14 protein-coding genes are annotated in these 13520 nt (G+C 50.1%); 8 read left to right on the forward strand and 6 right to left on the reverse strand.

Features of this window, described 5'->3' with window-relative positions:
* Positions 1–4: 4 nt before the first annotated feature.
* From LAJLEIBI_RS11250 to LAJLEIBI_RS11260, 3 genes are read right to left on the reverse strand one after another with little or no spacing between them, the layout of a single operon-like run.
* A complete protein-coding gene (locus LAJLEIBI_RS11250) occupies positions 5–1540 on the reverse strand; it encodes an ABC transporter permease/substrate-binding protein (protein WP_006442173.1) in 1536 nt (511 codons plus the stop codon).
* Between the two features lie 3 nt (positions 1541–1543).
* Positions 1544–2155, reverse strand: coding sequence for a pyridoxamine 5'-phosphate oxidase family protein (locus LAJLEIBI_RS11255; RefSeq protein ID WP_006442174.1), 612 nt, complete (start codon positions 2153–2155; stop codon positions 1544–1546).
* Positions 2152–3012 (reverse strand): SIR2 family NAD-dependent protein deacylase, encoded by an 861-nt coding sequence (locus tag LAJLEIBI_RS11260; protein ID WP_006442175.1) that lies wholly within the window; start codon positions 3010–3012, stop codon positions 2152–2154. The genes LAJLEIBI_RS11255 and LAJLEIBI_RS11260 overlap by 4 nt, the downstream gene beginning before the upstream one ends.
* 205 nt (positions 3013–3217) lie before the next feature.
* On the opposite strand from LAJLEIBI_RS11260, the gene LAJLEIBI_RS11265 reads away from it, so the two are divergent.
* Positions 3218–3550: a winged helix-turn-helix transcriptional regulator gene (locus tag LAJLEIBI_RS11265; protein ID WP_006442176.1), complete on the forward strand. Its 333-nt coding sequence runs from the start codon at positions 3218–3220 to the stop codon at positions 3548–3550.
* A 100-nt stretch (positions 3551–3650) separates the two neighbouring features.
* On the opposite strand, the gene LAJLEIBI_RS11270 is transcribed toward LAJLEIBI_RS11265, so the two are convergent.
* On the reverse strand, positions 3651–4238 hold the full coding sequence (locus LAJLEIBI_RS11270) for an NAD(P)H-dependent oxidoreductase (protein ID WP_050765470.1): 588 nt from the start codon (positions 4236–4238) through the stop codon (positions 3651–3653).
* A gap of 171 nt (positions 4239–4409) precedes the next feature.
* Between LAJLEIBI_RS11270 and LAJLEIBI_RS11275 the strand changes: the two genes are divergently transcribed.
* The 6 genes from LAJLEIBI_RS11275 to LAJLEIBI_RS11300 all read left to right on the forward strand — a co-directional run bounded on the left by LAJLEIBI_RS11275 (position 4410) and on the right by LAJLEIBI_RS11300 (position 8878).
* Positions 4410–4796, forward strand: coding sequence for a BlaI/MecI/CopY family transcriptional regulator (locus tag LAJLEIBI_RS11275; RefSeq protein ID WP_006442178.1), 387 nt, complete (start codon positions 4410–4412; stop codon positions 4794–4796).
* A gap of 1 nt (position 4797) precedes the next feature.
* Positions 4798–6582: a BlaR1 family beta-lactam sensor/signal transducer gene (locus tag LAJLEIBI_RS11280; protein WP_006442179.1), complete on the forward strand. Its 1785-nt coding sequence runs from the start codon at positions 4798–4800 to the stop codon at positions 6580–6582.
* A 121-nt stretch (positions 6583–6703) separates the two neighbouring features.
* Positions 6704–7261, forward strand: coding sequence for a TetR/AcrR family transcriptional regulator (locus LAJLEIBI_RS11285; protein ID WP_006442180.1), 558 nt, complete (start codon positions 6704–6706; stop codon positions 7259–7261).
* A 72-nt stretch (positions 7262–7333) separates the two neighbouring features.
* Positions 7334–7801 (forward strand): hypothetical protein, encoded by a 468-nt coding sequence (locus LAJLEIBI_RS11290; protein ID WP_006442181.1) that lies wholly within the window; start codon positions 7334–7336, stop codon positions 7799–7801.
* Positions 7773–8453, forward strand: a complete 681-nt coding sequence (locus LAJLEIBI_RS11295; RefSeq protein WP_040434738.1) for a hypothetical protein — start codon at positions 7773–7775, stop codon at positions 8451–8453. Before LAJLEIBI_RS11290 ends, LAJLEIBI_RS11295 begins: the two co-directional genes overlap by 29 nt.
* Positions 8450–8878: a DUF2871 domain-containing protein gene (locus tag LAJLEIBI_RS11300; protein ID WP_006442183.1), complete on the forward strand. Its 429-nt coding sequence runs from the start codon at positions 8450–8452 to the stop codon at positions 8876–8878. The genes LAJLEIBI_RS11295 and LAJLEIBI_RS11300 overlap by 4 nt, the downstream gene beginning before the upstream one ends.
* Before the next feature lie 10 nt (positions 8879–8888).
* On the opposite strand, the gene LAJLEIBI_RS11305 is transcribed toward LAJLEIBI_RS11300, so the two are convergent.
* Positions 8889–10121 (reverse strand): DUF6070 family protein, encoded by a 1233-nt coding sequence (locus tag LAJLEIBI_RS11305; RefSeq protein WP_006442184.1) that lies wholly within the window; start codon positions 10119–10121, stop codon positions 8889–8891.
* 18 nt (positions 10122–10139) lie between these two features.
* A complete protein-coding gene (locus LAJLEIBI_RS11310) occupies positions 10140–12245 on the reverse strand; it encodes a penicillin-binding transpeptidase domain-containing protein (RefSeq protein WP_006442185.1) in 2106 nt (701 codons plus the stop codon).
* Positions 12246–12417: 172 nt separating this feature from the next.
* Between LAJLEIBI_RS11310 and LAJLEIBI_RS11315 the strand changes: the two genes are divergently transcribed.
* Complete coding sequence (locus LAJLEIBI_RS11315; protein WP_006442186.1) at positions 12418–13509, forward strand: GGDEF domain-containing protein; 1092 nt, start codon at positions 12418–12420, stop codon at positions 13507–13509.
* The last annotated feature ends 11 nt before the right edge of the window (positions 13510–13520 follow it).

Consider the following 13520-nt stretch of genomic DNA (forward strand, 5'->3'; position numbering starts at 1 on the left):
CCTCCTACCTGAGTAGCCCCGACTCTTTTAAAAACTGTTTTGCCACATCCGCCGGCTCCATGCCCTCTGCCTCAACCTTATTGTTAAGCTCGGCCATCCGGGCATCTGTGAGTATTCCTGCCACCTTGTCAAACACATCCTGCAGCTGCGGATGCTCTTTCAACACCTCGGAGCGCACGACGTTGCCGCACATATAGGACGGATAGAACTGCAGATCATCCTCAAGCACCGTCACGTCGGAGGTGCTGAGCTGTCCGTCCGTAGTAAAGATGATCACTGCGTCGATCTTCCCCTGGTTGACCGCCTGATATTTAAGCCCTATATCCAGATCCATCGTATTGCCGAACCGGAACCCATACGCGTCACAGAGCGCGTCATATCCGTCCTCCCGCTCAAAGAAATCATACTCTGCTCCAAACGTAAGCTTATCCGCCACCTTCTGCAGATCAGAATATGTCTTCAGACCATACTGCCGCGCTGTCTCTTTTCTCACTGCGAGCCCGTACGTATTGTTGAACCCGTACATTCCTTCCCACTGCATGCCGTATTTATCTTTGTATTCCTTCTCCATATCTTCAAACAGATCTTCCGTATACAGACCGTTCTTTTTCAGCACCATATTCCACCCCGTACCGGTATATTCCGGATAAATGTCAAACTCTCCTTTTTCCATTGCAGGCTGGATGTTCGACGTGCCGCCGCCCACTCCCTGGGTCACCTCCGTCTCAAGCCCGGTATCCTGTTCGATCAGAAGACTGAGCATTTCTCCCAGAATATACTGTTCCGTCATCGGCTTGGTCGCGATCTGGATCGTGTCCTTCTTATGAAAGTTCAGCGCTCCTGCCACGATCAGCGCAAGACAAAGTACGGCCGCCGTCACTTTTACCGTCCTGTTTTTTCTCTTTGCCTTTCCCCGAGTGCGCTGCATACTCTTCTCCGCGATTCCGAGAATGAAGTCGACAACGAGAGCGAGAACCGCGATCAGGAGACTTCCCGCCATGGTCATAGCCGTATTGTTCGTCGTAATGCCGCGGTAGATCGCCACGCCAAGCCCTCCCGCTCCGATAAATGAAGCGATTCCGGCCAGCGCTATCGTCATGGTGACCATATTCCGGATACCCGACATGATGACTGGCATGGCCAGCGGTATCTTGATCTTATAGAGCATCTGGAATCTCGTGCTTCCCATTCCTTTTGCCGCCTCCAGAATACCGGCGTCAACATTCGTGATACCCGTATGGGTGGCCCGCACCATGGGAAGCAGCGCATATACCGTGAGCGCGATGACCGCTGTGACATTCCCGACCCCCGAAAACGGTATGAGAAATCCAAGCATGGAAATGGACGGTATCGTATAGAGAAAACCGATCACTCCAAGCGTCGGCCTTGACGCCCTTTCGTATTCGCTGATCAGGATTCCGGAAAGTCCGCCGAACATAATGGCGATCAAGATCGCGATCAGTGATATCTCCAGGTGTTCCAGCAGCAGTTTTGCAAAGAATTCTCTGCGTCCTGCCAGCATATTCCATATATTCTGCATTCTTTATAACTCCCTTCTCTCTACTGCCCGTACAGGACAGTTCTCATAACAAAGCCCGCAGTGCAGGCAGTGTTCCTGCGCGATCTCACAGGGCGTCCCTTTGCGGATACACTGCTGCGGACAGATATTTTGGCAGACACCGCACCCGGTACACTGATCCGTGATCCGATAACCTTTTGTGATCCGGCCCTGCTTCCCGAGGACAAACGATTCCCGGAAGATCGGCGACCGCCCCAGATCAAAGAACTCCAGCTCTCCGTCTTCTATACAGAATGCTTCAAGTATGTATCTGCTGTCTCCGGGATATACGTCTTTCATAGCCGGATTTTCCTCAAAAATGCGGTCGATCTTCTCCCGCTGCTCTTTTACCCTGCTCACCTTTCCGCTGAGCCTCACCATCTGATAACTTTTGTTCATGCCTGTAACGGCCGTCTCCCCGGATTCCGTCAGTTCCCGGTAAAAATTTTTCCCTCTGGCGGTGCAGAAGAACAGCTTCCCTTCCTCTACAAGCATTATATCTATTATCCTCACCTGCGGCTTCCCTTTTTCGTCAACCGTCGCAAACGCAACGTCCCTGATCTCTCTCAATATATTCAGACAATCCTGTGCTTTCATAACACTGCCTCCCCGTGTGATGATCCGGCCGACTGCAGGCTTTTCACCACATCTGCTATATCTGCGTCTATGCACAGCGCTTTTTCCGTGATCTCCTGCGGCGCCCACGCCTGGCCTTTGTTCAGGCAGATATAAAATGCCTGTTCATAGTCTGCCGTCATCTGCCAGAACGGATACTTGATGATCCCCGGTGTGTTCATCCCGACTCCAAGTTCCAGGAACAGGATCTTATTCCCTCTGTTTTTTCCGATAAACTCCTCATACCTGTTAAGTGCTTCATGCCATGCGCTATCCTCCACGAAATAACCGTCGCATCTCAGATGTACTTCCATATCTCCGCCGCATACCGGACATTTTGGGATCAGGGAGGAGGGGATCCTGCAGTCTCTCTGCCGCTTCACCATTTCTCTTACCTGCTCCTCATTGTCATATAGCTTATCATGGCAGGCCTTTGCGCACTGAAACAGGCCGTAGTCTCCCTGGGTGGCAAAGATCCGTTCTTCATCAAATCCCGCAGCCTGAAACTGATGGTCCACATTCGTTGTGATCACAAAATGATCCCTGCCCTCCACAAGCGCGCGTATACTCATATACAGATCATTCTGCTCCTGGTCATACCGGTTGCAGCAGATATGGCGGCTCCAGTAGGCCCACTTTTCTTCCTTTGTCGGAAATGGATAGAAGCCTGCGCTGTACATATCTTTCAGGCCGTATCTGGCTATAAACTCTGCAAAATTTCTCTGAAAACGCTCTCCCGAATACGTATATCCCGCCGCCGCGGAGAGTCCGCTCCCTCCTCCTATCACTACTGCATCCGCTTCGTTTATCTTTTGCTTTACCTTTTCTCCATGTTCCATCCTGACACCTCCGCCTCATATATTACATTTGCTGATTTCCTTCGCTGTCTATATCGTATTCCTTTTCGGGAGCTTATGAAAGTACGCACTTCAAAGTGGTATAGCCTCCTTTGGGATACCTTGTATCTAAAATATACCTTGCGGCATTACGCCATGTATTTTATAATAGACGTACAGATATGAATACACTGCAAAGGAGAAAACCATGTTGAAGGATATTCCTGAATGCCCTGTAGAAATGACATTAAAATTGATCGGCGATAAATGGAAGGTGCTGATCATCCGTGACCTTCTGAGCGGTACAAAACGCTTTAATGAACTTATGAGATCCGTCACCGGCATCACCCAGAAGGTTCTTACGGGCCACCTGCGCGCAATGGAAGCGGACGGGCTTTTGACACGCAAAGTCTATCCGGAAGTCCCTCCGCGGGTAGAATACACCCTGACCGACACCGGATACAGCCTGAAGCCGATACTGGAGGCAATGACCGAATGGGGCAACAGTTATAAAACGTCAAAAACAGGCACTGCACATTAAAACGTACAGTGCCTGTTTTTCAAAGCACAGCCGGTCCGGCCTCTGTCTTTTATTGCTGCGGTTTAATAAATAGGTGTGTTCCATTCTGTCCCCTGCTCCTCTACCACTGCTGTGCCGCTTTTACGGTTTCTTCCACAGCGGTGCGCCACTGCTGTTCCCTGTCGATCTCCTGTATATCCATGCCCTCCGCGCAAATATACTGAAATTCAGGAATACCGAGCATTTTGCAGACGGCTTTCAAATACATGCTTCCAGGTTCATTTTCTCCGACAAACCCGCCGGCAGTCTGTATATACATAAACTTCTCCGCGATGCATCTGCCAACTGCTCTTGGACCCTCATAGGCAAAAGCGATGCCATTTACAAATATATGCTCTATATATACCTTTAACATGGAAGGAAACGAAAGATCCCAGTACGGCGCGGCTGCGACGATCCTTTCTGCGTCCGCAAACTGCCGGGCATGATCGAACATACAATCTCCGGTCTCCCCTGCCCGGATAAGGGCGTTCCGGCGCACGATATCTGCCTCCTCGAGGGGAACCAGCTTCTTTTCTTTCAAAACGAGTGTCTCCACTTCATATTCCGGATGAAGCCTTTTCACCTCATCTAAAAAAATCCGGCAAAGCTGCCTTGTCTTCGACGCTCCGCCTTCTTTCGTACAGCAGTCTACAAATAATACTCTCACACTGACCTCCAAAAAAATATTCTGTTCCTATATTACCATCTGCGCCCTGTTATTTCAAATGATACTTTTTCATTTCAGCACAGCGGCCGCGTTACAGAGACTGATTGACAATAAATGCGGCAAACGTTATAATTTTTATATTACAACTGTAAGATTTAAGGAGGACTTATTATGACTGCCCTGCCCCAGATATCGGAAGCGGAATACGAAGTGATGAAAATAGTGTGGAAATACGCGCCTGTCAGCACAACAGAAATCACAGAGCGTCTGACTTCCGCCACGGACTGGAGTCCCAAGACTGTACAGACTCTCATCAAACGGCTCGTGAACAAGGGTGCCCTTGCCTACGAAAAGCAGAGCCGTGTTTTCATATATACGCCGCTTGTAAAAGAGAGCGAATATGTGAATCAGGAAAGCAGCTCTTTTCTGAAGCGTTTCTACAACGGCGACATCACTGCCATGCTCTCCGCCTACATTGAGGATGACAGACTGTCGGCATCCGATATAGACGCTCTGCGCTCACTTCTTTCCAAAAATTCCGCAAAAGGAGGCGACTGATATGTTTCCCATCATCCGTTTTCTCATATGTAACTTATTTATCGCCATCCTGACCGGTATCATTTTTGCAGTCAGGTACGGATTCAAAAGCCAGTTGTCTGCCCGCAGGCAGTACCAGCTCTGGTTCCTGCTGCTCGGCCTTCTAGCCGTACCGTTCCTCCCCGTACAGCTGCCCGGATCAGGCCGGGCGGCCGCATGGTTTACAAATCTTGGCAGCCGCTCGCCACACGCTCTCTCTCCAGCAGCCGGCAGCCCCGGGGCGGCCGGCCGGACCGGCGCTGCCGGCTGGATCAGCGATTTTAGCATTTCTGTGAGCAGAAATGCCCCTTCGTTCACTGAGACGCTTTTGTTCTTTATCTGGCTGGCAGGCATGGCGGTCATGCTTTTGCTGCTCATCAGGTCGTATTTCCGTCTGAGACATATAAAACGTTCCTCCCTGCCGCTTCAGAACCGTGACATTCTCGCACTCTACGGCAGATGTCTCCACGAGACGCATATCCGCAGAAACATCCCTGTCCGCAGCACGGCCTTTTTAAGATCGCCTGTCATAACAGGCTTCTTAAAGCCGTGCATCTATCTTCCTCTTCACCTTATCTCCAACTGTGACCCGGCAGACTTGCGCTACATGCTGCTTCATGAACTCCAGCACTACAGACACAAGGACGCGGCCGTGAACTATCTCATGAACATCGCCGCTGTACTATACTGGTTCAACCCGTTTGTCTGGCTTGCCTTAAAGGAGATGCGAGGCGACCGGGAGACTGCCTGTGATTCCGCCGTGCTCGAGATGCTGGAGACAAAAGACTATGAGGATTACGGCCATACGCTTATCAACTTTGCGGAGAAGATATCTCTTATTCCGTTCCCGTTTGCCTCCGGCATGGGCGGCAATATGAAACAGCTGAAAAAAAGAATTCTGAACATCTCTTCCTACCGTCCGGAATCTGCCTGGAGGCGGATGCGCGGCATATGCATCTACTGTCTTACAGCGCTGCTTCTCCTGGCGGTCGTCCCTGCGCTCTCTACAGACGCGGCCGGGGAAGATATTTATAAATTTGACAAAAAAGGAGAAGACATATCACATCCCGATCTTTCTTCGTATTTCAACGGATATGATGGTACTTTCGTGCTCTATGACACAGCGGCAGACGCATGGCAGATATATAATGAAGAACATGCTGCTCTCCGTGTGCCGCCAGACTCAACGTATAAAATCTACAACGCCCTGCTCGGCCTTGAAACCGGCATAATCTCTCCCGGACAGACGCAGATGGGATGGGACGGCAAAAACTACCCCTTTGAAGAATGGAACACAGACCAGGATCTAAACACAGCCATGCGCGATTCCGTAAACTGGTACTTCCAGTCTCTGGACAGACAGGCCGGACCTTCGGCGATAAAAGATTATCTGCGGCAGATCCGCTACGGAAATGAAGATAACAGCCACGGAACAGATACCTACTGGCTGGAATCGTCCCTGAAGATCTCCGCCATAGAGCAGGTACAGCTTTTGAAGCGGCTTTATGATTATGACCTGCCGGCTGACAAAGCGAATATAAACGAAGTGAAGAACGCTCTTTTCCTTCGGCAGAATGGAGAAGAAAAGCTGTACGGAAAGACGGGGACCGGACGTGTAGACGGCCATGATGTGAACGGCTGGTTTGTCGGATGGCTTGAGCGCACTGACCGTACGTATTTCTTCGCCGTGAATCTTAAAGGGAGTTCAGGAGCCACCGGAGCTTTAGCTTCCGACACGGCGCAGGCCATACTGGCGGACATACAATGATCCACCATTTTATACCGGTCAGTTCCGGGATGATCCGCCGTCTATATACACTTGACAAATCGTGCGGACCATCCTATAATGAACATTGTTCATATTGGTGATGTGAAAGGAGGAACTGTCCATGAATAAAGTTGCGACTTCAAAAGAAGCGATCCTTGCAGCGTCCCGCACTATTGTGATGGAAAAGGGAATCTCCGCCGTCAGTATGCGTTCTGTGGCAGACGCCTGCAGCGTCGCGGTCGGCTCCCTGTACAATTACTTTCCGTCCAAAGCAGATCTGCTCAGCGCAGCAGTGGCGGATGTATGGCGCGATATCTTTCATTTGTCCGGCGACTGTACGGCGTGTGATTCTTTCTCATCCTGTCTCGCCCTGCTCTTTGAGAGTATCCGGGAAGGCTGCGCCAAGTATCCGGGATTCTTTACCTTTCACTCGGTAACATTCACCGCGGGAGATAAAGAAAAGGGACGACTCATGATGCAGCAGTATTTCGGACATATAAAGGAAAGCCTGTTGTGTGTCCTGAAGAACGACCGCATGGTACGCCCTGATGCGTTCAACGGCAGCCTGAACGCGGAAAACTTCGTAGATATCATTTTTACGTTATTTACGTCCATGCTCCTGAAAGAGCAGTACGATTATAAACCGGTGCTCGAAATAGTGGCCCGCTGCATATACTGACACATTCCCGCAGTTCAGGCGGGAAATTTTTACAGTCAATACTGAACATCGTTCATATTTGGAGGTGATAAAGTGAAAGTAAAAAAAAGAACGCTTCTCCTGCTGGCCGGACTTGTGTGGAGCGCCGCAGGGTTTAATATCCTGCGTATCGGGATCGTCTCATACAGCGGCAATATAAGTGCGCAAAATCTCTTCGTATCATGTGTTATATTTGCCCTGTTCTGGTTCCTCGTATTCGGCCCGCTGGTGAAAAAACATACGCTCAGGATCCGTCAATATAAGGAAATCATGCAGTTTTTTCTGAAGTTTTTTGACGGAAAATCCTTCTGCATCATGGCTTTTATGATGTCGGTTGGAATCGGTATACGCGTATCCGGCATCTGCCCCGATTTATATATCGCTGTTTTTTATACCGGACTCGGTTTTGCGCTGACACTGGCAGGCCTGTCCTTTACATGGAATTACTTCAGAGGATCAAAAAACGAACAGACAGGAAAGGAGATATGTGAACATGCAGGCAATTATGGAAACATCGTTTGACGCCGTCTATCTTATTACAGTGATCACCCTTGGAATTGTGATGATCCGAAGGAGCAGGGGGATAAAGCAGTATGTGCTCTTCGGCGTCATGGCCGTAACACTCGGCGCCGGCGACGCGTTTCACCTCGTTCCCCGTGCCTTCGCGCTCTGTACGACAGGTCTGGAAGATTATACCGCTGCCCTTGGTATCGGAAAGTTCATCACGTCAGTCACTATGACCATTTTTTATATACTGCTCTATTACGTCTGGCGTCTCCGGTACCGTGTTCAGGGACATATGGCGCTGACAGCTTCCGTGTATGTGCTGGCTTTGGCGCGGATCGTTCTCTGCCTGTTCCCGCAGAACGGCTGGACGTCCGCCGACGCGCCGCTTAGCTGGGGAATCTGGCGCAACGTTCCCCTTGCCCTTATGGGACTTCTCATCATCGTACTCTTCTATAAAGCTGCAAAGACACACGGCGACCGGCCGTTTGGGCTGATGTGGCTGACGATCGTCCTGAGCTTCGCGTTTTACATTCCGGTCGTACTCTTCGCCGACACGGTCCCGGCCGTGGGCATGCTGATGATTCCAAAGACATGCGCGTACGTGTGGACCGTACTTATCGGTTATTGTGACATGAACAGACATTTGAAAGGAGCACATATAAAATGAAAAAATTATGGCGTATCTCATTTATTTATTTTCTTGCCGGCATTGCCTGCGGCGTATTCTACCGTGAATACACAAAATATATGGCGTTCAGCGGAAGGACTGCTCTTTCGTTCACCCATGTACACCTGATCGTACTCGGCACGCTTTTGTTCCTCATCCTCATGCTGTTCTGCAAAGATTCTGCGCTGGCAGACAGCAGGAAGTTCAAGCTCTTCCTCATATCGTACAACATCGGGCTTCCCCTCATGGCAGTCATGCTCTTCGTCCGCGGCATCACACAGGTGAGAGGACTGCCCCTCAGCCGCGGCGCGGACGCGGCCATCTCAGGGATCGCAGGGATCTCACATATCGTGATGACCGCAGCGCTCATCGTATTAATGCTTGCCATAAAAAACTGCTTTGCCGATGCAGAGCAGAAAGACTGACGCCGCACGGCTACTGCGTGCTTTCATAATACTCCTGCCACTGTTCGTCCGTCAGCCTGTCCATATACCATTCCGGCGCTGCATTTTCGTCCGATGGGATCACATGGTTTGATACATACTCATAAGTTCCGTCTTCCAGCGGTCTGACCACTACCTCGTGGCTGAATGCCTTTTCCATACTTTTTTTCGGCCAGACCGCGTTGACGGTGAGCTTGACCGTCCCGTCGGCCTTCTCTTCATACGCTGTCACTTCGGGAAAGGGTACATCCGGTGTCGTACCCTTGTCATAGAGCCCCCTCGGCCTGTATCTGTATGTGCCGTCCGCCTCATTGAAATTTGTCTTCTGCCGGAGCGTCCTGCTGTCTATCCGGAAATACGTCTGGAAAATGTCTTCAAATTGTGCCGCCGGCACCTCATATGTACGGCCCGTAAAGGCAAATTCATAAGGCGCTGCCTCTCCTGTCTTCAGCCTGTACAGCCTTTCATACAGATCGTAGAAATTCAGTTCTTTGTACTCTGTCTCACTCCAGTCCTCAGTAAACATATTATTCTGTGCATATCCTACCGGTATGAGATAGTTCCGGTTCAGTTCCCTGCACGTATCATCCAGCGGCTCCAGACGCACCGCGATGCGTCCTCCGCCCGTTCCCGTCAGACGGTTGCGCTCAAAAAACAGATAACCCTTCTCATTGTATATCCATGTCCCGGTCGTATATTCCTCTCTGTACTCCGACACCGGAGTATTACCGTCCCAGTAAAGAGAACTTTTTTCCACATCCACGCTGCCTTTTGAAGTCTTCATATCATAACGTGTGAAGCCGCCGCGGTCATTGACCGCGAGTATGGTCACACCGGCTGTCTTCTTCTCTTCAACCCGGACAGCAAATGCCCGTACTTTATCCGGATTTTCCATATTGATCTGATTGGCGTAATCAAAAACCGCGTACCCCTCTTTTCCGAGACGCTTTACGATCTGCTTCGTTGTCTCCAGCGTTCCCACTGATTCTTTCTTTTCCGCTGTCTCATAAATATCGCGGTACTTTTCCGCGATCTCCACCGATTCCTCAAACAGTGTCCGGCTGTCTTCTTTCTGCACTCCGGCCGCCTTTTCTTCAGTAGTCCTGCCGCAGGACGCTGTCACGAGCGCCAGCAGAAAACATACGGTTATCATTCTTCTGCGTTTCATGTCTGTCACCTCTGTATTCTTACATTCGTAATATTTAAGGCCGCACTGCTTCCCCATGGGGAAGCAGTGCGGCGGCTATTCTGTCAGATACGTATCCAGCACATTTTTATCTTTGCTGACAACATAACCGCTGCCGCCTGTATCTTTTACATCCTCCGTCATACTTACGAGAAGTAACGGCTTTTTGCTGTCCTTTTCCGGCGTCAGTACGGCAAACCAGCCAAGCTCCGTGCCGGATGTGTCTTCTTTGGACGCTTTTATTTCAGCCGTGCCGGTCTTTCCCGCCAGCACAACATCGTCCCTGTGTGCCGCGTAGCCGGTTCCGTTCGGGTCGCTCACAACTTTTTTCATCCCTTCCAGCACGCGGGCCGCCGCATCTTCGGAAAACGCATTCTGTATCCAGATGTCTTTCTGAGCCTCCTCCTTATAGAGCAGATACGGTCTGATAATATTCCCTTCATTGCAGAAAGAGGTATAAATGCTGGCCAGGTGGAGCGGGTTTACCAGTATCTGTCCCTGACCGTAACCACTGTCGGCAAGCTGGACTTCCGTCTCGATCTTATCCGTATTGGAATACTGCGAAGCAGACATGGTTATCTCAAACGGCATTTCCTCTCCAAATCCAAGCTTTTGCAGGAAATCCTGCAATGTACCGGCCCCGATCTTAAGCGCGGCTTTAGCAAAATAAATATTGTCAGAATATATGAGTGCATTTTCCAGCACTGCCGGGGAATATTCATGAAGCGTCGTCACATAATAAGAGCCCCATGAGGAATCCTTCTGCCAGCTCAGCCCTTCATTTCCAAAGTCTTCTTCCGGGTCCAGCGCGCCGGAGTCCAGACCGACGGCGGCAGTGACAGGCTTAAATGATGATCCGGGACACCACACCTGGCGGAAACGGTTGTAGAGCGGTTTCTTTTCATCTTCGTTGAGCGCAGTCCACTCTTCGTCCGACATCCCGGTGATAAATCCGTTATTGTCATAGGACGGTGTACTGACAAGCGCCAGCACCTCTCCGGTATATGGGTTCATGGCGGCCGAGCAGCTCTTGTCTTCCCTGAACTGTTCATACAATGCAGACTGCAGCTGTGCGTCCACCGTCAGCTTTATGTCCTGGCCGTCCTGCACCATTACGCTTGCCAGAACTTTCTTCAGTTCCCCGTCCCCATTCATTATCTCTATGCTGCAGCCGTCCGTTCCTCTCAGTTCTTTCTCATATAGTCCTTCTATACCGCTTCTGCCGATGACACTGTTGGATGTATATCCCTCGCCGGCATGCTTCTTCAGGTCTTCCGCCGTAACATTCTGCACGTAACCTGTCAGGTGGGCCGCCGCTTCCTTCAGAGGGTATTCCCGCACCTCCACATCTGATATCATGACACCCGGGACTGCAAGCAGCTTTTCCTGCCTTCCTGCCTCCTGTGCTCTTTCATCTTCCGGGTCTACCGCCAGCAGGTCTAATTCACTTACTTTGGGAACCGTCTTAAGGGGAACGAAGGAATCCTCCTTCACCCACTGCGCATTAAGCTTTTTCTCTATCACCTCCGGCTCAAGGCCAAGAAGGCCGGCAAGTTCGCTCACCGCGCCGTCCCTGTCTTTCAGCTTGCCGGGCACGACCCCGACAGAGGAAGCCGTTCCCTTCCCGGCAAGGACACGGCCGTTCCTGTCCAGAATCTGTCCCCGCTCTGCCTCTGTCACAGAGACTTTGACCTTGTCTTCCTCCTCTAGGCCGGGAAAGATCAGACTGTCCTTCCACTCGAGTCTGTATCCGTCCTCTTCCTTCACAAATGAGGCAGCATTGTCAAAACTGACGGGCCCGGCATCTGTGTCAAAGGAAGTGTGATACTTCACCTTCTTCTGCTTCTTGTCATACGCTTTCACATCGACTTTCAGGCTACTGATCTCAATACCTTCATAAATCGCGGAATTACGCCGGACAAATTCTTCCTCACTTATCTTAGCCGCAGTCTTTTTATCCAGCATCGCATACATTTCTTTATATTCTTTTTCCGGAATATGTTTCATATAAGTGACGAGCAGTTCCTGCTGATCTTTCCTTGCGCTGTCTGTGTAAAAATATACTGCTGCGTATATGGCGGCTGCCGTTAAGAATATCCCCGCGGCAACCGATAGTATTAATACAGGTGTACTTTTTTTGTGGTTTTTATTTTTGTACCGCATATCTACCTCCCTGAATACTTGAACTCAGTGTTGTTATATAGTAATGCCTGATCATTTTACCGTTTAATACTCTTTTTTAAATCTTACACTTGTAATATTTATGTGTCAAGTTTTTTCTGTTTCCACTAAATGGAAGCATTATTTATATTTGTATGAATCAAGGAGGATTGACATGAACTTTCTGAAAAAGTTTTTTAACGAATTGCTTGAAGATATCTTTGTAAATATGACGAACAGACTCTGCGTTCAGCTGCGTCTCTTCTGCATTGCCGGGGCCGGCATCTCTGTTATAATGACTCTGTTAAACGCAGTAAAAATGGAATACCGTCTCGGTCTCGAGACAGGCGTCAGCGCCATCGTCTGTATTGTTATATATCTTTACACGGCAAAAACGGGCAGATACCTTGCCGGCTCTCTCTGTATGGCCATTATCCTGCTCGCCATGTTCACACTCTACGTGACAGGCGGCCTTGTGGAAGGATTCGCGGCACTCTGGTTCTGTCTGTACCCGTTCATCTGCTTCTTTATACTTCAGATGAAACCGGCCATTCTGTTCAGCGGTATCGGTCTGTCCGTTCTCATCCTGTTTTTGTGGACACCGCTTAATCAAATCCTTCCGCCTGTCTATACGCAAAACTTTCTGCTGCGGTTTCCGTTTCTCTACATCGGTAATTTTGTATTCTCGCTCGCCCTGAACGGCTTCTACGTCTACACATACGGCAGACTTCAGCAGCTGAATCAGAAGTTTGAATATCTTTCCAATCAGGACGGGCTTACAAAATTGTCAAACCGGACTTATCTGGAGCGGTATAAGCAGAAACTGATGGACAGCAGAAATGCAGAGCTTCACGCGCTCATGCTGGATGTGGACTGTTTCAAACAGTACAATGATAACTATGGGCACATGGCCGGCGACGAAGTGCTCAAATCTGTGGCCGGCGTCATCAACGGACTCACAGCAGACCCAGATTCCATCGCCGTGCGCTATGGCGGAGAAGAGTTCCTGATTCTGCTGCAGGAGGCTGGCCAGAAGGAGGCGGAAACTTTCGCAAGAACGCTGCTTCGCAAGATCCACGATCTGAAAATACCTCATATCACGGGGGACGGCTACGTCAGCGTCAGCATCGGGATCAGCCGCCAGTATGTCAGCAGCGAAGAAAAGTTTCTCGATCTGTTAAAGCAGGCCGACGAAGCCCTCTACTGCGCAAAGCAGAGCGGACGGAACTGCATAATTACTGAATCCGGTGCACGTTTATCTATATAGGATGCCCGGAT

This window comes from [Clostridium] hylemonae DSM 15053, assembly GCF_008281175.1.
Lineage (GTDB): Bacteria > Bacillota > Clostridia > Lachnospirales > Lachnospiraceae > Extibacter > Extibacter hylemonae.

What these genes read in the sequence shown, in the direction of transcription:
- LAJLEIBI_RS11250 (WP_006442173.1), bottom strand. Translation starts at nt 1,540, where the DNA reads ATGCAGAATATATGGAATATGCTGGCAGGACGCAGAGAATTCTTTGCA.
- LAJLEIBI_RS11255 (WP_006442174.1), bottom strand. Translation starts at nt 2,155, where the DNA reads ATGAAAGCACAGGATTGTCTGAATATATTGAGAGAGATCAGGGACGTT.
- LAJLEIBI_RS11260 (WP_006442175.1), bottom strand. Translation starts at nt 3,012, where the DNA reads ATGGAACATGGAGAAAAGGTAAAGCAAAAGATAAACGAAGCGGATGCA.
- LAJLEIBI_RS11265 (WP_006442176.1), top strand. Translation starts at nt 3,218, where the DNA reads ATGTTGAAGGATATTCCTGAATGCCCTGTAGAAATGACATTAAAATTG.
- LAJLEIBI_RS11275 (WP_006442178.1), top strand. Translation starts at nt 4,410, where the DNA reads ATGACTGCCCTGCCCCAGATATCGGAAGCGGAATACGAAGTGATGAAA.
- LAJLEIBI_RS11280 (WP_006442179.1), top strand. Translation starts at nt 4,798, where the DNA reads ATGTTTCCCATCATCCGTTTTCTCATATGTAACTTATTTATCGCCATC.
- LAJLEIBI_RS11285 (WP_006442180.1), top strand. Translation starts at nt 6,704, where the DNA reads ATGAATAAAGTTGCGACTTCAAAAGAAGCGATCCTTGCAGCGTCCCGC.
- LAJLEIBI_RS11295 (WP_040434738.1), top strand. Translation starts at nt 7,773, where the DNA reads ATGCAGGCAATTATGGAAACATCGTTTGACGCCGTCTATCTTATTACA.
- LAJLEIBI_RS11300 (WP_006442183.1), top strand. Translation starts at nt 8,450, where the DNA reads ATGAAAAAATTATGGCGTATCTCATTTATTTATTTTCTTGCCGGCATT.
- LAJLEIBI_RS11305 (WP_006442184.1), bottom strand. Translation starts at nt 10,121, where the DNA reads ATGGGGAAGCAGTGCGGCCTTAAATATTACGAATGTAAGAATACAGAG.
- LAJLEIBI_RS11310 (WP_006442185.1), bottom strand. Translation starts at nt 12,245, where the DNA reads ATGCGGTACAAAAATAAAAACCACAAAAAAAGTACACCTGTATTAATA.
- LAJLEIBI_RS11315 (WP_006442186.1), top strand. Translation starts at nt 12,418, where the DNA reads ATGAACTTTCTGAAAAAGTTTTTTAACGAATTGCTTGAAGATATCTTT.